The following is a 19,833-nucleotide window of genomic DNA, read 5'->3' on the forward strand; positions in this document are numbered from 1 at the left end:
TATTTTTGTGCCATCATATCTGCCTGAAATCAGTTAACACTTTAAACGTAGTGAAAAAAACTCTTGACTATAGGAAAAAAATTTTGGTAAAGTTACAAACAGACCGGTTGGTATGGTGGGGGTGTGCTACGGGAATGGATACAAAAACGCGAATTATTGAGATCGCGACAAAGCTTTTCCAACAAAAAGGATATATAGGTGTAGGCTTAAGTGAAATTTTAAAAGCATGCAATATTTCAAAAGGGTCTTTATATCATCACTTTCCGAATGGAAAAGAAGAATTACTTATTGCTTGTCTGGAATCCTTGAATGAAGTGATTACACAGGATATAGAAAACATATTTAATCAGTACCCGAATACTAAAGAAGCTATAAATGCTATGATCAATCAATTAATCGTTCATTTTGAAACGGAAGGAACAATTGCTGGATATACGTTTAGCAGCATTGTTAGTGAAATGGCTTCACTTAGCGAACCAGTCCGTCATGCTTGTTCTCTTTTATATGCAAAAATGCAGAGTATCTATACAAACAAGTTAGAAGCGGATGGATTTTCGAAAGAATTAGCTGAATCACTTGCTCTTACCATGGTAGCCACTGTCGAGGGTGGAATGATGCTTTGTTTAACACAAAAATCAAGTTCTCCACTCAAAACAATTTCCCAAGTACTACAAAATTTATTACAGGCGTTTCATAAGTGAATAATATGGTTTTTGAAAAAACGGCTAATTCCCATTTTTCATGAGCAAAGCTCAGAAGAAGTGGGGATTGGCCTTTATTATGCAAAAAAACAGACCGAAATCGGTCAGGACAAAGAAAAAGGAGATTTTTATGAACACACAATTACAAGTCAAAAGTCCAAAAATAATGGCCTTCATTTTAATGTTTGGTACCTTTATAGGGTTATTTGGTGAAACAGCATTAAACATGGCATTAACAAATATTATGGGTGAGTTTTCAGTTAAACCTGCTATTGCCCAATGGCTGACAACAGGATATTTATTAGTATTAGCGATTTTAGTCCCAATTTCTGCCCTGTTGATGAAATGGTTCACTACAAGACAACTAGTTATCGGGGGACTAGTAATTTCATTATTAGGCGCAGTACTAGCTGCTCTCTCTCCTAATTTTGCAATACTATTAGCCGGTCGTATCGTGCAGGCAATTGGAACGGGTGTTTTAATACCGGTTATGACGAGTGTTCTTTTAATTATTTTCCCTGTTCATAAACGTGGAGTTGTAATGGGGATCATGGGACTTGTTATTACTTTAGGACCTGCTTTAGGTCCAACACTTTCAGGGGTTATTATTAGTACGTTAGGTTGGCCATATATTTTCTGGATTAGCTCTATTTTATATGTATTATTAACGTTTATTGCTGTGGTTAAAATTGAAAATGTTTCAGAAATTACGAAACCACAAATTGATTTTTCATCGGTTGCATTATCAACAATCGGTTTTGGCGGATTAATTTACGCATTGGCGTCGATGGCCGAAGCAGCAATGTCCTCGCCTATAGTTTGGGCACCTCTGCTAGTTGGAATAATCGCACTTGTATTATTTGGCGTGCGCCAAATGAAAATGGCACAGCCTATGGTTAATTTGCGTGTATTTAAGTACCCTATGTTTACGTTAGGAACAGCGACGATGTTCCTCGGTATTTTAATGATTTTGTCAGCCGGTATTCTTTTGCCCATGTATCTAAAGGATGCTTTATTGTATAGTGCAGCAGTAGCTGGTTTATTATTACTTCCTGGTAATGCAGTCAATGTGGTTATGTCCCCCATTGTTGGTACTTTATTTGACAAATTCGGGCCACGTGTTTTCGTCATTATAGGTTCTATTGTTATTCTGATTGCAAATTTCATGTTTGCCTCTGTCATAACGGCAACAACACCTGGTTGGCAAATCATTGTAGCGTTTATGTTATTCTTCTTTGGAATAACGATGGTCATGATGCCATCACAAACAAATGCCCTGAATCAATTGCCACGTGAATTATATGCTGATGGCTCAGCTGCCATGAATACGTTGAATCAAGTAGCTGGAGCAGCGGGTACAGCGATCGCCATTACGTTATTTACAGCTGGTCAAAACAGTTATATTGCTGATTTTTCAAGCGCAACAAAGCCAGAAACTTTAGCGGCTGGTGTAAAATATTCATTTTATTTTGTTACTGGAATTTCAGTTGTGACATTCATTTTATCTTTATTGGTAAAAAAGGGATCCAGTGTAAAGGAAAAATCAGCATCAACAATAAAATCAGCAGAACCTGTACAAAACTAGTTGCACAGGAAAGCATTTAAGTTCAGAAGGAGATAATGGCAAATGGGAAATCAGTATAAAAATATTCTAGTAGCTGTAGACGGTTCCAAAGAAGCAGAATACGCATTCCACAAATCAATCGATCTTGCAAAAAGTAATAAGGGTTCAAAACTAACCATTGTAAATGTAATCAATACTCATTCATACAAAGGTTTTGATCGTTCAATGCTTGATCGTGCCCAGCAGCTAGCGGATGAGTTAGTTAATGATTATAAGGCAGAAGCGCTAACAAAATGCCTCTCAGATGTGAAGGCAGTCATCGAATATGGCTCCCCAAAAACAATGATTACAAATGAAGTTGCAGACTTTATCGATGCGGATTTGATTATTTGTGGTGCTACAGGGATGAATGCCGTTGAACGTTTCATTACCGGGTCCGTATCTGGAGCTATCGTACGTTCGGCAAAATGTGATGTTTTAGTAACACGAAAACCAGAGCAACTGTAGGAGCAAATGAAAGGATAATTTACTCTTTTTATTCAAGAAACCATTCGTAAAGCTGTTTTCGAATGGTTTCCTTTTTAAGATATAAGAATATTATTCGTGATATTATTGATAATGTCACCTCTACTTATTACACCTATAACCCGACCAGCCCCATTGACTACGGGCAATTTTTTGAAACGATGCTTGGATAATAAACGCATGGTACTTTCAAAATCATCGTCAGGTGATACGAAGAGAAGATTTCTCTTGGTCATTATTTCTTTTACAGGTGTATCTAGCTTTTCCCGTACAACATCTTCCAATTCCCCATCCTCTATTAAATAAACAATTCCAGCAATCCCAATAGGTTTTGGAGTCAGATAGCGTAGTACATCCCCATCTGTTACGATTCCGACTAAATGTCCTTTGTCATCAACAACTGGCACACCGCCAATTCGATTTGTTTTAAGAATAAGTAACAATTCTTTGATAGTATTGGAAGGCTTTACGGTAAATACATTTGTAATCATGAAATCTCTTACCTTCATTGTCAATCGCTCCCTTTATTTTGTAACCGTATACATTTGGGTGTATTAATATTCTAGCACAATTTTTAATCAGCTTGTCATTTAGGAATTTGACAAATTTGTAAAAGGTTTTATCTATTTTCTTACCCAGTCTCTCGTGTTCACTTCAAACTCCGCATGGTCTCCAAGCGCATGTGGAACTTGAATGCTTATGACGACTGTATGATTAAGAAAGTAAGAAAAGATTCCATAAGGATTTTCATTTGGGTCTGGGTGATCAGCCTTATGAAAAGCCTTAATAAGATCTTGGTTATTAAACGTGTTCAAATATTCAATGATAGCATCTTGTTTTTCCTTATTTGGATCAGGTGGATTCTCCCAATCGATATATTTTGCCTTTTTTAATGTTTCAATAAAAGGTTCATCAATTACAAATAGATCAGGTAATCTAATTTTCTCTCCTTTTTTGAAATCAATATTGGTGGTGAACAGAAGATGGGTCGGATACATACCACCGTTATAATTACCAGTATATTGAACACTGAAAGTATCCGATTCTGGAAGTATGACCTCGTAATCCATTTTGAGTGGAGCATCCCCATCCTGATATTGGTTCAGAAAAAGAATGGCATCCTCTTTAATACGGTTATTGATGCGTTGTTCCAATTCTTCATTTTGCATGTTTACTAACTGTGGATAGTGAATCGTTAACTTTCCGTTCTGATATGATGTTGTATCAACTTCAAAAGGCTCAGCATTTTCTTCATCTGCCGCTTGTTGTGGTGGTTTATTGTCAACGTCATCTGTATGTTGCACTGGTGCAGTTTGTTGGCTTTGACATCCTGCTAAGATAATGGCTAAAGCAAAAGCAACGAGAATTTGCTTCATTTAACTCACTCCTTCTAAAAATTTATTGTTCCTTCTATTTTATTTCAACCAAGATTGGAAATGAAAATTAGTTGACCTATTAATACGTGGTTGATATCATTTAATTATTGTTAAGGTAAACTTTGTTTCTTATTAGAAAACTTTTTTGCATCTTACGATTACTATAGAAGGTGAAAACATGAATCTACAGACAGATGTTTGTATTGTGGGTGGAGGTCCGGCAGGTGCTTTGCTTGGCTATCTTTTAGCTGAGAAAGGAATATCTACAATCGTTGTTGAGCGCACTTCAGGAAACGAACGTGAATTTAGAGGTGAGCACATTAACGCAGAAACGGAAGCCATTTTAACAGAACATCATCTTTTCGATAAAATAGAGGCACTTGGATTATTAAAAATGAAAAAAGTTGAATATTATTATGGAAGAAATATTGTAAAATCAATCACTCCAACAGTCGAGGATCACGTTGGTATTCATATTCCGCAGCCACATTTTTTAACTGCAGTTTCTAAAGAAGCAACGCGGTTTCCAAATTATCAATTGCTTTTAAATACCAGTGTCACGGAGTTAGTTCAGGACGAAAAAGGAAACTATACAGGTGTGAAAGCAAAACAGAATGGACAAGAAATCAATATCTCAAGTTCAATCGTGGTAGGCACGGATGGCCGATATTCAACTGTTCGAAGACTTGCGGGTATTGCAGCATCGGAAGAAACACATGGTTATGATGTGCTATGGGCTAAAATTCCTGCACCTGCTGGTTGGGAGCCGTCAACCAAAATGGTTCTTGTCAATGGTCATCAACTTGCATTGTTCACGCAAACAGGTGGAATGATTCAAATCGGCTGGAACATTGAAGAAGGCACCTTTAATACTTTACGGAAGCAACCGCTAGAACCATTCTTGGAACCACTTTTAATAAGTTTTCCAGAATTAGAACCAATCGTTCGTGAGCATATCCAATCCTGGAAAAATTTTGTTTGTTTAAAAGTGTTCAGTTCAACAGCAGACACGTGGGTGAAAAATGGTCTTGTCATCCTAGGAGATGCCGCTCACACGATGACGCCAACGGCTGCGATCGGAATTAACTGTGCGATTAAAGATGCACACGTTTTGGCACCTATTCTCGAGCAAGCCTTACTCGATGGAGACTTTAGCGAATCACGATTAAAAGAATTCGAGATCGCAAGACGAGATGAAATTGAACAACAACAAGAAATGCAATTCCAAAAAGAAGAGTCATTCCAAACCAATTTTTTAGAAGTGGTTGGTCATTAAAAGTATGCAGATTAGCGCTGCATGCTTTTTTTGCGTGATGCAAAATGGCTAAAAATAGTATTTAGAAATTAAGAACAGTATTTTGAGATTAAAAACAGTATTTCAGAATTAAAAACAAGAAAGTGCGTTTTAACAAGTGGACGTTAAAGAAAAGAAAGGAATTTTCCTGTTTCTACCGAATTAAAACTATAGCTATCATTAAAACAGGGGGAACACAAATACAATGAATCTAGTCAAAATAAAGGGAGAAAAAGTAACCTTACGTCAAGTAGAAAAAGAAGATTTACCAACGCTTTGGGAGATGCGCTATGGTGACCTTAATCCAGAATGGAAAAAGTGGGATGCGCCCTATTTTAGCCATAAGTTCATTGATAAAGAAACGTATTTAAAAAAAGTCGAACACCAACTCACCATGCAACACCATCCACTAGATCAAATGATTATTGAAGCGGATGGTCAAATCATTGGGACGGTCATTTTTTACTGGGAAAGTGAGGCAACCAGATGGCTTGAAATGGGAATTGTCATCTATCTTCCTGAATATTGGGGCAATGGATACGGAACGGAGACAATAAAGTTATGGATTGATTATTTATTTGAAACAATCCCATACATCGAAAGGGTTGGGTACACGACATGGTCTGGAAATCATCGGATGATCAAGGTTGGCCAAAAGCTAGGAATGACACTCGAAGCACGGATGAGAAAATGCCGCTATTATAATGGCGTCTACTATGATTCGATTCGAATGGGGTTACTTAGGGAAGAATGGGAACAAATGAAATAATATGTTAGACCTGCATTTCAGGCGAAATGCAGGTTTTTTAGATGCTATTTGATTACTCCCTTTCCAGGTCCATTCTTGTTACTTTTAGGTCAGCTTGCTTAAAATGTGGAAGCTTCTCGATGTTTCGGTATGGCATATAGGGCGGAATATCCACATTATTCATGGATAACGGAACCTCAATTTGATCCCCAATATCAGCGCGATAGGGTGGCATCATTTTATTGGCCCTTGCCAATTGTTCAAGGGTATAGCCATTTTTAGATGCGATTTCCGGTAAAGATATCTGGTCCGTTATGGTTACTGTTTTTCGTAGTTTTTCAATCCGACAGGAGGATTGTTTAAATGTGGGTTGCCTTGACAAAGGGTCGGTATAATCAGCGGTTAATTCGTTGGCAGCTTGGTTATTCTCCCAGGTTCCATAATGAAAGGGAACGAATACTAAGCCTGGCTGGACTGTATCTACAATTCGGGTTGGAACCTGAATGGAACCACGAGGTGAGACAATTTTCACCATTTCTCCAGGAAGAAGCCCTAGCTTTTTGGCATCCACCATATTGATTTCTACATAACCCTGTGGCGCGATCATCTGTAGATAGGGGGAACGGGCTGTTTTTGTTCGGGTATGCCAGTGCCAAACAAGCCTACCAGTCGTTAACCAAAATGGATATTCAGCGCGTGGAACTTCCACGGGTGGTACATAGTAAGTTGGATACAATATCGCTCTTCCATTTGGATTCAGATCCTCATATTCTCTTTTCGTTCTCGGGCGCCCGGTAAATAAATCTTTCCCGTAGGACTGTGTGTAATCACTTGCGGTATGAAAAGTGAAATCCGAATATAGTCGTGGTGTTCCTATTGGATTCTCTTCATTGACAGGCCAGCGCAAGCCATTATATTTTTCAAGTTTCTCATAGGTTATTCCTGTCATGTCAGGTGGCCGACCTTTTGAAACCTTTTTCCATTCTTCAAAGCATTCCTCTGGGGTTGTATAGGTAATCAATGGGTTTCCATCCTTGTCTGTAAATCCCATTCGTTTCGAAAAATCAAGCAAGATCTCAAAATCAGAGCGAACCCCATTCGGTGGATCGACGGCTTTTCTCAACAGATTTATTCGTCGGTCTGCGTTCTCCATTGTTCCTTCGATTTCTCCCCACATGGCAGGAGGTAGGACGATGTCTGCAACCTCTGTTGTTTCAGTTAAAAAGGGGTCCTGGACAACAACAAATGTGTTTTCAAATGCTTTTCGGGCTTGATTCCGATTAGGTAAGGAAACCATTGGATTCGTGAAAATATTCCAAAATAAACCAATTTTTCTTTGTTCCATTAAATTAACAATTTCTTCAATCCCCTTTTCGGGACCAATTTCAAGCATTGACGGGTCTACATTCCACAGTCGTGCCATTTCATCGATATGTTTTGGGTTACTAGGATTCCGCTGGCCGGGGTATGTTCCCACTCCGCCAACGGTTCGATTAGCTGACGAACTTGGCTGACCTGCCATATGAAGTGGTCCACATCCAGGTTTTCCAATCAGGCCCCGAATGAGATGGAGGTTATTAACCGCAACACATGCGCTTGTTGCATCAGCACTTTGAAAAGCACCTTGAAGGGTCGTGGATACGAGTGTCGTCGTTTTACCAAGATGACTAGCTGCCAGTTTTATTTTTTCAACAGGGATTCCGGTAATTTGCGATGTTATTTCAGGAGTCCAAGGTTCAACAGCTTTCCTTAATTTTTCGTATCCAATGGTATGTTTAGAAATAAAGGACTGATCCACATGTCCATTTTTTATAATCAAATGAAGAATGCCATGCATAAGGGCAAGGTTGGTTCCTGGGGTTATATGAAGGAATAAATCTGCTTCTTTGGCGGTTAGCGTTTTTCGTGGGTCAGCTACAATTATATAAGGATTTCCCGTTCTATTTTTTCGTGCTATGATTCTTTCGAAAAAAACAGTCCCAGTTTCAGCAGGATTATGCCCAAGCATGAACACTGTATCCGCTAGATCGAGGTCATCGTATGAAGTGGGGACACCGTCAGAGCCAAACGATTCAATTAAGCACCATTCGATGGTTGCGGTGCAAAGACGGGTGTTTGCATCAAGCAAATGTGAACGTAAACCGGCACGTCCGATTTTTGCAATTGTATAATAGGTTTCAAGAGTGGATTGTCCAGTCGAATATATAGCGACTCCATTAGGGCCAATCGTTCGCAATGTTTCTTTTGCTTTTTCAACGAAGAGACCCATAGCTTCATCCCAAGAAGAAGTCACGAGCTTGCCAGACTTATTGCGAATGAGAGGAGATAATATTCGATCAGGGCTATTGTTTGCATACCACTGATTTTCCCCTTTCGGGTCAAGTCTTCCGCGGTTGACAGGATGATCTGAATTTCCCTTGATTCCAACAATTTTATTGTCTTTTGTTGCGATATAGCATCCGCAGCCAATCGAACAAATATTGCATGTACTATATACCCATTTTTCAACTTCACCTTGTGTGTACACATTCATATCGGTTCGACTTTCGAACCCTGCCATCATCATTCCCCCTTTGAAACGGTTATAGGCTCTGATCTGTATAATGGTGGAATTATATAACGTGATTCTAACTTACCGTAGATTTTTTGAATCGTCGGAACAGCCTTTTCTAATTGGTCATGCAGGCTTTTAGCTAGTATTTCTTTCTTGTTTAAGACATCAGCTGGTGCAGTGTTCATCCACCTTGAAGCCCGTATCCATGCCCGATAGGTGGGATCAAACGTTTCATTGCTTCTATATAAAATAGAAATCACTTCACGAAAATCCATTTTTTGAAGAGAAGATTGTTGTAAGAGGTACATTGCTTCCCAAAGCTTTACCTGTTGCTCATGGAATAAAGGGGCTAGAATCATTTCGAGAGGGTTTTGATTAACGGGAAAATCCTTAAGCAATTCCTGAATTAGCTGATAGCTCTTATAAAAGTGGTTATAAAGCTCTGAATGCACATCATCCTCTCCTTTCTATTCATGTCAATCTATGCAGGAAGGGCTGGATTTATGTGCTGGTTAGATACATTATATCTACCCGGGACTATGTAACTATCCTTACCCACGAAAAATTTCCAATTCTAATTGACACCCTTTATATGGCATTGTAATATTGTATATGAACATATGCTCATATACTTTATTTGGGAGTGTGGATTAGTATGTATGATGTCGTGGTTATCGGGGCTGGTCAAGCGGGTTTAGCCATGGGCTTTTATTTAAAAAAGACAAATCAATCTTTTCTCCTTTTAGATAAGGCAAAGGAAATCGGTGAAGTGTGGCGAAACCGGTATGATTCGCTGACTCTTTTTACACCAAGAACTTATAGTGAACTTCCCTACTTTCAGATGCAAGGCCCAAGACATGGTTATCCAACAAAGGACGAGGTTGCCGATTATTTAACACAATACGCGTCCCACCATTCTTTACCCATCCAGCTAGATACAACGATAACTAAAGTAACGAGGGCAGATACTGGTTTTGTAATCGAAACGACAAACAGCGTGATTCATACTAAAAATGTGGTAGTCGCAACAGGTCCGTTTCAGGAACCTCTCCTTCCAAGTTTTGCAGCTTCCATACCGGATACAGTGTTTCAGGTTCATTCCTCGCAATATAAAAATCCATACCAACTCCAAAATGGACCTGTATTAGTAGTGGGTGGAGGGAATTCTGGGGCGCAAATTGCAGTTGAGCTAGCGAAGGAGCGGGATGTGTACCTATCGGTTAGTCAAAAACTTACTTTTATCCCTCAGGACCTAGCTGGCAGGAGCATTTTTTGGTGGTTTGATAAATTTGGTATACTCAAAGCAAATGTAACATCGAAATTAGGACAAATAATAAAAAATCGCCCGGACCCGATTTTTGGATTTGAATTACGAAAGGCTATACAATCTCAAAAGATCATCATGAAGCCAAGAACGACGGACGTAAAAGAAGATACATTCGTTTTCCAAGATAACAGCGATTTAAAGGTCGCTAATGTTGTATGGGCAACAGGATTTAGTGCAAATTATCAATGGCTCCAAATCCCAGAAGCATTAAAACAAAATGGTCAACCTCTACATAAAAGGGGTATCACGAATATAGAGGGTCTTTATTTTTTAGGTCTACCTTGGCAATCCCGAAGAGGCTCAGCCTTGCTGCAAGGAGTTGCAGATGATGCAGAATATATCGTGCAGCATATCCGGGATGCCAAGCATATTTAAGAAAGAAGGTTGTAAAAAGTGGAACAAAAGGATCATTCTTTTTTATCGCAAACAACAATTGACGAAGCATCACGGATTTTTAAAGCACTCGCGGATCCAACACGAATCAAGATTCTGTACTTATTATCTCAAGAGGAATGCTCAGTCAACCATATCGCAGAGGTTCTCGAAATGTCACAATCAGCTGTATCCCATCAGCTTAGCCTGCTACGAAATCTACGCTTGGTGACATACCGACGCGAAGGTAACACATTCCTTTATACATATGATGATGAACATGTCATTACCTTGCTACACCAGGTTATTCATCATATTGAACACGAATAGGAGGGAGAATGATGGGACATCACCACCATCATCACGGACACGACCATCATGGTCACCATCATCACCATCATTTTGATGATGTGAGAGAAGGAAATAAAAAAGGTTTACTCATTGCGTTGATTATTACTACGGGTATTATGCTGCTCGAATTTTTCGGAGGATTATTTACAAATAGTTTAGCCCTATTATCTGACTCAGGTCATATGCTAAGTGACGCAAGTTCTCTATTTTTAAGTTTAGTAGCGTTTTGGTTTGCAACTAGACCTGCCTCACCGAAAAAAACCTACGGATTTTACCGATTTGAAATATTGGCGGCGCTTTTTAATGCAGTTACGTTGTTTGTCATTGCAGGCTTTATCGTATATGAAGCATTTCAGCGCTTTTTTGATCCACCCACAGTTGCAAGCGGGACCATGATGATTATTGCTGGAATTGGCCTATTAGCCAATTTACTGAGTGCTTGGTCATTGATAAGTAAAGGCGATGTGAAAAATAACGTCAACCTACGCAGCGCGTACTTACATGTTTTAGGAGATGCTCTAGGATCGGTTGGGGCAATTATCGCCGGCGTGCTGATGCTACTCTTTGAATGGTATATTGCGGACCCCATCATATCAGTTGTAGTAGCTCTCCTTATTTTAAAAAGTGCCTGGGGTGTTTTAACCACTTCCATTCATATCCTTATGGAAGGCACACCGATTACGATTGACCAAAAAGAAGTCAAAGCAACACTCGAGGAAATTGACGGAGTGATTGATGTACATGACCTCCATATTTGGACAATTACATCTGGCATGGATTCACTCACTTGTCATATTTTAATCAAGGATGACCATGATAGTCAGGACATTTTACAACAAGCAATTGATAAAATACGTGATAAATTCAATATTGAACACACCACGATTCAGATCGAAAAGTCAGCAATTGAGCATGTAGAAATGAAGGTTTAACACTTACGGGGCTACGCTTGTTTAGCCCCTTCATACATAGGAGGAATTTATGGGTCAGAATCTGCATACCTATATGAAATCTCTAGCAGATCAATGCTATTTTAATGGGGCTGTCCTTGTGGCGAAAAAAGGTGAAATCTTGCTATCCGAGGGTTATGGATCTGCAAGTTTTCAATATAAGGTGCCCACAGCCTCAAAAACAAAATATAGAATCGGTTCGCTTTCGAAGGCATTCACGGCAGCGGCTATTTTAAAGCTTGTAGAAAATGGGCAACTAACAGTAACCGATACAATTGATCAATTTTTTCCGGATATGGAGTTTGGTAATCAAATAACGGTTCACCAATTATTATCCCATACCTCAGGAATCCCTGATTTTACTTCATCACCCGACTATTGGACTAAGTCAATGAGGCTTCCTTCCACACTTGAACAAGTGTTAGACTCCATCAAAGGTGTACCACATGAGTTCGGGCCGGGGGAGAAAATGGAATATTGTAATACCGGATATCTAGTACTAACGGCACTTATTGAAAGGATTTCGGGAAAATCCTATTCGGATTTTTTAGCTGAAACGATATTTCAGCCTATTGGCATGATGGATACAGGTGTAGATGACGGGAGAACGATTATTCCACATTTGGCAACAGGTCACACGCTTAATCAAACGATCATACATACAGAATTTATAGACATGTCATTTCCTCTCGGAGCATACGGTTTATATTCTACAGTTGAGGATTTATTCAAATGGGGACAGGCATTGCGGAATGGAAACTTTTTAAACAAGGAACTCGTCGACCAAATGTTTACACCTAACCTTGATGGATATGGTTATGGTTGGTTTATACTAGAGGAACCTGAAAAGGTAGCATGTCATTCCGGGGATATTAACGGCTTTGTAAGTGATTTTTATTTGTACGTAGAAAAAGATGTAACCATCATCGTATTATCAAATCTAAATATGACACCAGTCGAAAAAATAAGTCAGGATCTTTCAAAAATGGTATTTGGCAAGGAGGTAGAACCCATTGAAATCCTTCCGAAACTAAAACAGGAGATCGACAGTAAGCCGCTAATAGGCGAGTATGAAAATAAACATACAATGCTAACGATTCAACAAAACAATGGAAACTCTTTACTTTTAACGGTTCCTAAAAAATATGGGGTTCCGTATACGTATCCTATTAATCTTGTAAAAGTAGAACATGACCGAATTAGTTTTCAGGCTGAATTTTTATATGAAACATTAACATTTGAATTGGGCGATGACGGTATAAGTTTGCATTATATAGACAGTTATGGGCGTGAACAAGCGTTTGTAAAAAAATGAGCATGACTTTTTTAAATGTGATTTTCTATAGTAAAATGGAAGTATCAATGGTTCTATATTAGGAGTTGGAAACATGAGAGTTCTCGTAATAGAAGATAATGAAAGTGTTTGTTCCATGATTGAAATGTTTTTTTCAAAGGAAGGCATTGAAGGAGAGTTTGTCCATGATGGCCTAAAGGGCTATAACCGCTTTAAAGAGGAAAACTGGGATTTACTCATTGTAGACTGGATGCTGCCAGGCATGGATGGGGTAACCATCTGCCGAAAAATTCGTGAGGAGAAAATCTCCATTCCGATTATCATGCTCACAGCGAAGGACAGTGAATCTGATCAAGTATTGGGACTTGAGATGGGGGCGGATGATTACGTCACAAAGCCATTTAGCCCACTTGCCTTGATGGCACGGATTAAGGCGGTCACAAGACGCTACAATAGTAAGCCATCAGAAGAAATGGAAACAGGAACACTTCGAACCGAACATTTTCAAATCAACAAGAATACAAGAGAAGTCATTCTTAATGGGACGCCAATCACGAATTTAACCCCTAAGGAATTTGATTTATTATATTATTTTGCACAGCATCCGAAGCAGGTGTTTTCAAGGGAACAGTTATTGGATCGTGTATGGGGTTATCAATTTTATGGAGATGAGCGCACGGTTGATGTACATATAAAGCGGCTCCGTAAAAAACTAGGTACAGCCAACCAACCCTTTTTCCATACCGTTTGGGGTGTAGGCTACAAATTCGATGAGTCCATTGAGGGAGAAAAATGAAATTTCGGTATATGTTTCAGCAGCTTGTAAGTCACATAAGCGTGATTGTGGTTGCATTTGTTATTTTAAGTATTGTGTTCGCACATTACGTTGGGAATCTTGTCTTTGAAGAAAAAGTTCAAGAATTGACGACATATGGGGAGAATATCATTACCGATATTAGTCGTACCTCGAATGTCGACGGATTAATTCGTCAATATTCAAACATGTTAGGTGAGAGAAATATATTATTTACGGTGTTTGATGAAAATGGTGTAAGCCTAAGTACTGTCGGTGGATTTGTACCACAAGTCGAGTTGAAAAAGAAGGAATGGGACAAGGTCCGAAGCGGGCATATCGTATCCGTCAAACAGGATTATAAGCGTTTTGAGCAGGAAGTAACGTTTATTGTCATGCCATATATGGTTGGTCAAACCTTTGTCGGTGGTGTCCTTCTAGCGTCACCCATCAGTGGAACACAAGAAATGATTCATGATATTAACCAATATTTGTTTTACACGATGTTTTTGGCACTAGCAGTTGCTATTTTAATGAGTTGGCTTTTGTCGACGATTCATGTAAAGCGCATCAAACGCTTAAGGAAAGCAACCTCGATGATTTCGGATGGTGATTATTCAGTGGAATTGCCTTCATCTGATTTTGATGAAATAGGTGAGCTATCAAAGGATTTTAACAAAATGGCGCAACGTTTGCAGAAATCGATGGAGGAAATCGAAAGCCTTGAGAGCAGGAGACGGAAATTCATGGCCGATGTCTCTCATGAAATGAGGACACCTCTCACAACGATTAGTGGTGTAATTGAAGGATTAAAAAACGATCTGATTCCTGAAGAAGAAAAGGAAAAGGGAGTTCAATTAGTAAGTCAGGAAACAAAGCGCCTTATCCGTCTGGTGAATGAAAACTTGGACTATGAAAAAATTCGCTCCAATCAAGTAACGCTTCACAAGGAAACGATTGAATTAGTCGAAGTGCTAGAAGTTGTAAAAGATACACTTGAGCCACAGGCAGATGAGAAAAATGATCAAATTATCGTTGAGGTTCCTGAAGGTTTGATGATAACAGCCGATTACGATCGCTTGATTCAGATTTTAATTAATATTATAAAAAACAGTATTCAGTTTACAGAAAACGGCACTATTTGGATTCGAGGAAGAGCAGGAGAGCACGAAACGGTCATCGAAATCGATGATACTGGAGTGGGAATTGATTCGTCAGAAATCGAGAACATCTGGCATCGTTTTTACAAAGCTGATGTTTCACGAACCGGAACGCCATTCGGTCAATTCGGTCTAGGACTTTCGATTGTGAAACAGCTCGTCCAACTTCATAATGGGAAAATTGAAGTGTCTAGTGAAATAGGAAAAGGAACTAAGTTTGTCATTCGAATACCATCAGAGTAAATCCATCATTTTTTTGATGGATTTTCTTCAATTTTTTCCATGTCTTTTCAAGGTTTGTTAATATTTTGTTCATAATTTTTGTCTATGATAAATACATGGAGTTAGTTAAGGAGGAATTCATAATGGAAAACGATAAACGTTTTGATGAATTTAATCATACAGAAGATCAACCAAACAACTTAGAGAATAGTGAAAATCGTATGGAAGAGAATCAATCTGAACAACCAGAGATGAAAGTAGATCCTGTAGCAGAGCAAGAGTCTTCTGTTCCGGTCGAAGCAGAAACGGTTCAACAATCGGCGGTTACTGAAGAAACAACACTTCGCTCATCAAAGCCAAAAGAAAAAAAGTCAAATGGAAAAATGAAAGGCTTTCTATCCATGGTATCTGCTGGTGTCCTTGGTTCGGCATTAACGCTGGGTGTCGCACCACATATTGACGGGTTACAAGGGTATTTCAATTCAGGTGATTCTGCGACCGAGCCACAATCTGAAGTAATAGAAGCTTCTGGACCTGTAAAAATTCAACCAACGGCAGTCAATGATTCAACGTCATCTGTTGCGGATATGGTTGAGGATGCATCAAAAGGGATCGTTGGAATTACAAGCATGCAAGCTCAACAAAACCCGTTTGGCAGAAGTAACTCACAAAGTGTTCCAAGTGGAACAGGTTCCGGAGTTATTTTCCAAAAGGATGGCGATAAAGCCTATATTGTGACGAATAACCACGTTATCGAAAATGCAAATGAAGTGGAAATCTCCCTTTATAATGGTGAAAAAACAATGGCTAAGTTGATTGGAACAGATCCATTAACCGATTTAGCTGTTTTAGAAATAGATTCTAAGAATGTAGAGGCGGTTCTACAATTTGGTGATTCTGAATCTCTACGCCCTGGTGACCAAGTATTTGCAATTGGAAACCCACTTGGACTTGATTTGTCAAGAACGGTTACTTCAGGGATTGTAAGTGCGAAGGACCGTAGCATTTCAGTTGATACCTCTGCAGGTAGCTGGGAATTAAACGTTATTCAGACAGATGCTGCGATTAACCCTGGTAACAGTGGTGGTGCACTTTTAAATACACAAGGGCAAGTTATTGGAATTAACAGCTTAAAGATTGCGAATAGTGGTGTGGAAGGATTAGGATTTGCCATCCCTAGTAATGATGTCGTACCGATTATTAACAGTTTAATTGAAAGTGGTAAAATTGAGCGTCCATTTATCGGTATTGGATTGGCGGATCTCGCGGAAATACCAAGAATGTACTATGCCGACCTACCTGAAGATATAAAGGAAGGAGTTATCGTAACAAGTGTTGCACAGAACTCTGCTGCTGAGAAGGCTGGGTTAAAAATGACCGACGTGATTGTGAAAATCAATGATACTGAGGTTAAGAGTTCAATGGAACTTCGAAAATACTTATATTCAAAAGTTAAAATTGGTGATGAAATTGAATTAAGCTTTTACCGCGGCGGTAAACTTGAAACAGCAAAACTAACCTTAACAAGTAATAATACTGGAATTGAATAACGCATAGCGGTGAAGGGAAATAAAAAATGGGGAAAACAAAACTTGCCTGGGTCGTTGGGTCAATACTATGTATTGCACTCATAGCGATCATTGGATTCACATATGTAAAAAAGGATGTAGTTGCAAGTGTAAATGGCGTAGAAATTGAGCGCAATGAACTGCATACATCATTAGAAAAATTTCACGGTTCACAGGTTTTAGAAACATTGATCACAAATAAAATAATTGAACTAGAAGCAGAGAAAGAAAACATAACGGTCTCTGATAAAGAGTTAGATGAGGAGTTACAGGCATTAATTGACTCCTATGGAGGAGAGGAAACCTTTACGAGTGCCATTGAAGCGAGTGGAGTAACCCGTAAATAGGTCGAGGACGATATCAAACAGTTTATCCAAACGAAAAAACTACTCGAACCAAGAATTGAGATTACTGATGACGAGGTAAAAACTTATTTTGAAGAAAACAAGGATTCCTTTGCTCAGCCTGAGCAGGTTCAAGCAAGTCATATCTTAGTTGATGATGAAGGCACTGCAAATGAAGTTGCTACAAAGCTTGCAGATGGTGCAGATTTTGCTGAATTAGCGAAAGAGTATTCAAAGGATACGGCTAATGCAGGGGCTGGTGGAGAGCTTGGCTATTTCGGAAAAGGTGAAATGGTTGCTGATTTTGAAAATGCTGCATTCTCGTTGGGGATCGATGAAATTAGTGACCCAGTAAAAACAGAATACGGATACCATATCATCAAAGTGACCGATAAAAAAGAAGCGAAAGAAGCTACCTTTGAAGAAAACAAAGACTCCATTTACAAAGTCCTGTTTGATCAAAAAATCTCAGAAGAATACAGTGCTTGGTTGACTGAAAAAACAGAGGAATACAAGATTGAGCGAAGTCTATCATAATATGTTTTAAGACCCAAACCTAAATATGGTTTGGGTCTTTTAATGTTTAATTGGTTCTTTTAGGAAATACCTCCGACAAATTTTTCTATTGGCGACAACATTTCCCGGGAAACGACAGCATGCATTTGTTACTGACAGTATTTTAATAAAGAGCAATTTTATTCACCAAATGGTTAAGTGTGGTATTATTTCCATAAATAACAAATGTTGATAAAAGGGGTGAATTATGAAATTTATAGTTCTATGTCTTTTTATCCTATTTATTGTGATTGGTATCGTAAAAAACAAAGTTAAGAATTATGCCAAACAAGTGGGTGTGTCACTGATGCTTCTGGGGACTTTAAATGCATTAGCCTTATACAACGTCGACAGTTTTTCAGGCGACGATCCTGTTCAATACTTAGATATTTTTTTCATTAATCCAAAACAAATGGACCTTTATGGGAATCTATCAATTGGAGTAGCACTATTTGGGCTTATCATATATCTCTTTTCAGAGATTAAAAGATAGGAGGACTTGTCATGGGCTATATCGAAGAGTTAAGAAAAGTTGTTGGCCACAGACCGCTTAATTTAGTTGGTACGGCAGTTGGAGTAATTAATGAAAAAGGTGAAATCTTGCTTCAGCAACGAAGAGAGGGTGTTTGGGGTGTTCCTGGAGGATTTTTAGAATTAGGAGAATCTACAGAAGATGCGGGTAGGAGAGAAGTACTAGAAGAAACAGGACTGCAAATCGGAAAAATGAATCTAGTTGGCGTGTTTTCCGGAAAAGACCACTTTGTCAAACTTCCAAATGGAGATGAATTTTATCCTATTACCATCGCTTATATCACAAGAGAGATTGTTGGGGGACAGCTTGAAGTGAATCGTGAAGAAGGGTTGGATGTACAGTTCTTTAGTCTCTATTCACTTCCGGAAAACATTAATCCGCTTATTCCCAATTTACTTCACACATACCTGCAAACTAGAAAAGTATAAAAAGCACTTGACAATCTTCAAAAAAATAAAATTACCAATGTTTTTTTAGTCCAATAGTATGATATGATAGTGGTATGTCATCAAAAGGCCTTTCATTCTTAGTGCGATTAAGAATGAAAAGGGGAATTTTGATTTGAAGAAAAGAACATGGACGTATGAGGAAATAGAGTTTCTCAAGGATAATGTAGGTCGAATGAAAATCTCTACGATTGCAAGTCACCTACATAGAACGGAAACGGCCGTTGAATTAAAGATTAAGAGATTAGGGATTTCCAATACGAAGTCCTTCACCGGTCAGTTAACGATGCATGAATTGGCAACTCTATTAAAAATTGACCCAAAGTCTGTAAAGCTTTGGATTGACAACCATGGATTAAAGTACACAAAAAAGGCAACACGAAATACACGGAAATTTTACTTTATTAAACCTGAAGATTTTTGGGATTGGGCAAAGAACAATAAGGACCGAATTGACTTCTCCAAAATTGAAAAAAATGCAATCGTACCTGAACCTAGCTGGGTTGACGGGGAACGTTGCAAGCAGAAGAGAGTTAATTATAGGTCATGGACTACCGTTGAAATTCATTCCATGATTGAGCTTGTCGCAATGGGTAAGCCATTTTCAGACATTGGGAAAAGATTAAACCGTAGCCCAATTAGCATTCAACGTAAATATCAGCGTATGCGTAACGCCATTAGATAAGCAGAATACCAAACTATACAAAAGGCAAAATTGTTGAAAAACAATGACGCAAAGCCACGGGCCTAAGGAGAATTCTCTACGGCGGCCGGGTTGCTATAGAATGGAAGGGTACCTTTATTTGATGACGAAAAAGTGGGAGAGACTAGTTGGTAACTAGCCTCTCCCGTTTTCTTTTTGCTAGCTTATTGGTCGAGTGACTTTCTATCTAACTCTTTAACGCCATTCATAATTTGTACTGCAAAACCGACACAAGTAAGAATAATACCTAAAGTAAGAAAATATGCTACAAACATGTAACCTTCACCTCATTACAGTATTTTTTCTATTTCTACTTTTAGTATAGTGTGAACCTGTATAGTAGGCTGTGATGTGTATCACAGAATAGCCTCTTTTTTTGATATTCCTCGTCAAAATTGGAATCAATTCACGTTGTAGTTCTTTTTTTAATATGATATATTTTTTTAGATAGAAA

At 38.7% G+C, this 19,833-nt stretch carries 21 protein-coding genes and 1 riboswitch; of the genes, 17 read left to right on the forward strand and 4 right to left on the reverse strand.

The features are described from left to right. Positions 1 to 134 precede the first annotated feature (134 nt). The 3 genes from DZB84_RS16310 (at position 135) to DZB84_RS16320 (ending at position 2,772) form a co-directional block, all read left to right on the forward strand. Positions 135 to 701 (forward strand): TetR/AcrR family transcriptional regulator, encoded by a 567-nt coding sequence (locus DZB84_RS16310; RefSeq protein ID WP_116353339.1) that lies wholly within the window; start codon positions 135 to 137, stop codon positions 699 to 701. Positions 702 to 831: 130 nt separating this feature from the next. After that, positions 832 to 2,286 (forward strand): DHA2 family efflux MFS transporter permease subunit, encoded by a 1,455-nt coding sequence (locus DZB84_RS16315; protein WP_116353340.1) that lies wholly within the window; start codon positions 832 to 834, stop codon positions 2,284 to 2,286. 42 nt (positions 2,287 to 2,328) lie between these two features. Next, positions 2,329 to 2,772, forward strand: a complete 444-nt coding sequence (locus tag DZB84_RS16320) for a universal stress protein (RefSeq protein ID WP_116353341.1) — start codon at positions 2,329 to 2,331, stop codon at positions 2,770 to 2,772. A gap of 74 nt (positions 2,773 to 2,846) precedes the next feature. Here the strand turns inward: DZB84_RS16320 and DZB84_RS16325 are convergent, their stop codons facing one another. Next, on the reverse strand, positions 2,847 to 3,299 hold the full coding sequence (locus DZB84_RS16325; RefSeq protein ID WP_116353342.1) for a CBS domain-containing protein: 453 nt from the start codon (positions 3,297 to 3,299) through the stop codon (positions 2,847 to 2,849). A gap of 114 nt (positions 3,300 to 3,413) precedes the next feature. Continuing rightward, complete coding sequence (locus tag DZB84_RS16330; protein WP_116353343.1) at positions 3,414 to 4,166, reverse strand: hypothetical protein; 753 nt, start codon at positions 4,164 to 4,166, stop codon at positions 3,414 to 3,416. 178 nt (positions 4,167 to 4,344) lie between these two features. On the opposite strand from DZB84_RS16330, the gene DZB84_RS16335 reads away from it, so the two are divergent. Further along, positions 4,345 to 5,442 carry an FAD-dependent monooxygenase gene (locus DZB84_RS16335; RefSeq protein WP_116353344.1) on the forward strand — a complete coding sequence of 366 codons (1,098 nt, stop codon included), beginning with the start codon at positions 4,345 to 4,347 and terminating at the stop codon, positions 5,440 to 5,442. Positions 5,443 to 5,665: 223 nt separating this feature from the next. Continuing rightward, positions 5,666 to 6,229: a GNAT family N-acetyltransferase gene (locus tag DZB84_RS16340; protein WP_116353345.1), complete on the forward strand. Its 564-nt coding sequence runs from the start codon at positions 5,666 to 5,668 to the stop codon at positions 6,227 to 6,229. Positions 6,230 to 6,281: 52 nt separating this feature from the next. On the opposite strand, the gene DZB84_RS16345 is transcribed toward DZB84_RS16340, so the two are convergent. Beyond that, positions 6,282 to 8,768 (reverse strand): molybdopterin oxidoreductase family protein, encoded by a 2,487-nt coding sequence (locus DZB84_RS16345; protein WP_116353346.1) that lies wholly within the window; start codon positions 8,766 to 8,768, stop codon positions 6,282 to 6,284. A 2-nt stretch (positions 8,769 to 8,770) separates the two neighbouring features. Continuing rightward, positions 8,771 to 9,214, reverse strand: coding sequence for a hypothetical protein (locus DZB84_RS16350; RefSeq protein WP_116353347.1), 444 nt, complete (start codon positions 9,212 to 9,214; stop codon positions 8,771 to 8,773). 203 nt (positions 9,215 to 9,417) lie between these two features. Here DZB84_RS16350 and DZB84_RS16355 point away from each other — a divergent pair, with 203 nt between their 5' ends. The 12 genes from DZB84_RS16355 to DZB84_RS16405 all read left to right on the forward strand — a co-directional run bounded on the left by DZB84_RS16355 (position 9,418) and on the right by DZB84_RS16405 (position 19,361). Continuing rightward, positions 9,418 to 10,464 carry a flavin-containing monooxygenase gene (locus DZB84_RS16355; RefSeq protein WP_116353348.1) on the forward strand — a complete coding sequence of 349 codons (1,047 nt, stop codon included), beginning with the start codon at positions 9,418 to 9,420 and terminating at the stop codon, positions 10,462 to 10,464. Positions 10,465 to 10,482: 18 nt separating this feature from the next. Then, positions 10,483 to 10,791, forward strand: a complete 309-nt coding sequence (locus tag DZB84_RS16360) for an ArsR/SmtB family transcription factor (protein ID WP_116353349.1) — start codon at positions 10,483 to 10,485, stop codon at positions 10,789 to 10,791. An 11-nt stretch (positions 10,792 to 10,802) separates the two neighbouring features. Continuing rightward, on the forward strand, positions 10,803 to 11,744 hold the full coding sequence (locus DZB84_RS16365) for a cation diffusion facilitator family transporter (RefSeq protein WP_116353350.1): 942 nt from the start codon (positions 10,803 to 10,805) through the stop codon (positions 11,742 to 11,744). Positions 11,745 to 11,793: 49 nt separating this feature from the next. Further along, complete coding sequence (locus DZB84_RS16370) at positions 11,794 to 13,077, forward strand: serine hydrolase domain-containing protein (protein ID WP_116353351.1); 1,284 nt, start codon at positions 11,794 to 11,796, stop codon at positions 13,075 to 13,077. Positions 13,078 to 13,150: 73 nt separating this feature from the next. Beyond that, positions 13,151 to 13,852 (forward strand): response regulator transcription factor, encoded by a 702-nt coding sequence (locus DZB84_RS16375; protein ID WP_116353352.1) that lies wholly within the window; start codon positions 13,151 to 13,153, stop codon positions 13,850 to 13,852. Next, positions 13,849 to 15,252 (forward strand): sensor histidine kinase, encoded by a 1,404-nt coding sequence (locus DZB84_RS16380; RefSeq protein WP_116353353.1) that lies wholly within the window; start codon positions 13,849 to 13,851, stop codon positions 15,250 to 15,252. Before DZB84_RS16375 ends, DZB84_RS16380 begins: the two co-directional genes overlap by 4 nt. 122 nt (positions 15,253 to 15,374) lie before the next feature. Further along, on the forward strand, positions 15,375 to 16,781 hold the full coding sequence (locus DZB84_RS16385) for a S1C family serine protease (protein WP_189655276.1): 1,407 nt from the start codon (positions 15,375 to 15,377) through the stop codon (positions 16,779 to 16,781). 26 nt (positions 16,782 to 16,807) lie between these two features. Further along, positions 16,808 to 17,146, forward strand: coding sequence for a SurA N-terminal domain-containing protein (locus DZB84_RS25325; protein ID WP_223254477.1), 339 nt, complete (start codon positions 16,808 to 16,810; stop codon positions 17,144 to 17,146). Positions 17,147 to 17,206: 60 nt separating this feature from the next. After that, positions 17,207 to 17,680, forward strand: a complete 474-nt coding sequence (locus DZB84_RS25330) for a peptidylprolyl isomerase (protein WP_223254486.1) — start codon at positions 17,207 to 17,209, stop codon at positions 17,678 to 17,680. A gap of 226 nt (positions 17,681 to 17,906) precedes the next feature. Further along, positions 17,907 to 18,191, forward strand: coding sequence for a hypothetical protein (locus DZB84_RS16395; protein WP_116353354.1), 285 nt, complete (start codon positions 17,907 to 17,909; stop codon positions 18,189 to 18,191). A gap of 11 nt (positions 18,192 to 18,202) precedes the next feature. Beyond that, positions 18,203 to 18,658, forward strand: coding sequence for an NUDIX hydrolase (locus DZB84_RS16400; protein WP_116353355.1), 456 nt, complete (start codon positions 18,203 to 18,205; stop codon positions 18,656 to 18,658). Between the two features lie 133 nt (positions 18,659 to 18,791). Further along, positions 18,792 to 19,361 carry a DNA-binding protein gene (locus DZB84_RS16405; protein WP_116353356.1) on the forward strand — a complete coding sequence of 190 codons (570 nt, stop codon included), beginning with the start codon at positions 18,792 to 18,794 and terminating at the stop codon, positions 19,359 to 19,361. Positions 19,362 to 19,374: 13 nt separating this feature from the next. Then, positions 19,375 to 19,459: riboswitch (cyclic di-GMP riboswitch) on the forward strand. Positions 19,460 to 19,833: the final 374 nt, after the last annotated feature.

Source organism: Bacillus sp. HNG, from assembly GCF_003400205.1.
GTDB lineage: Bacteria > Bacillota > Bacilli > Bacillales > Bacillaceae_L > Ferdinandcohnia.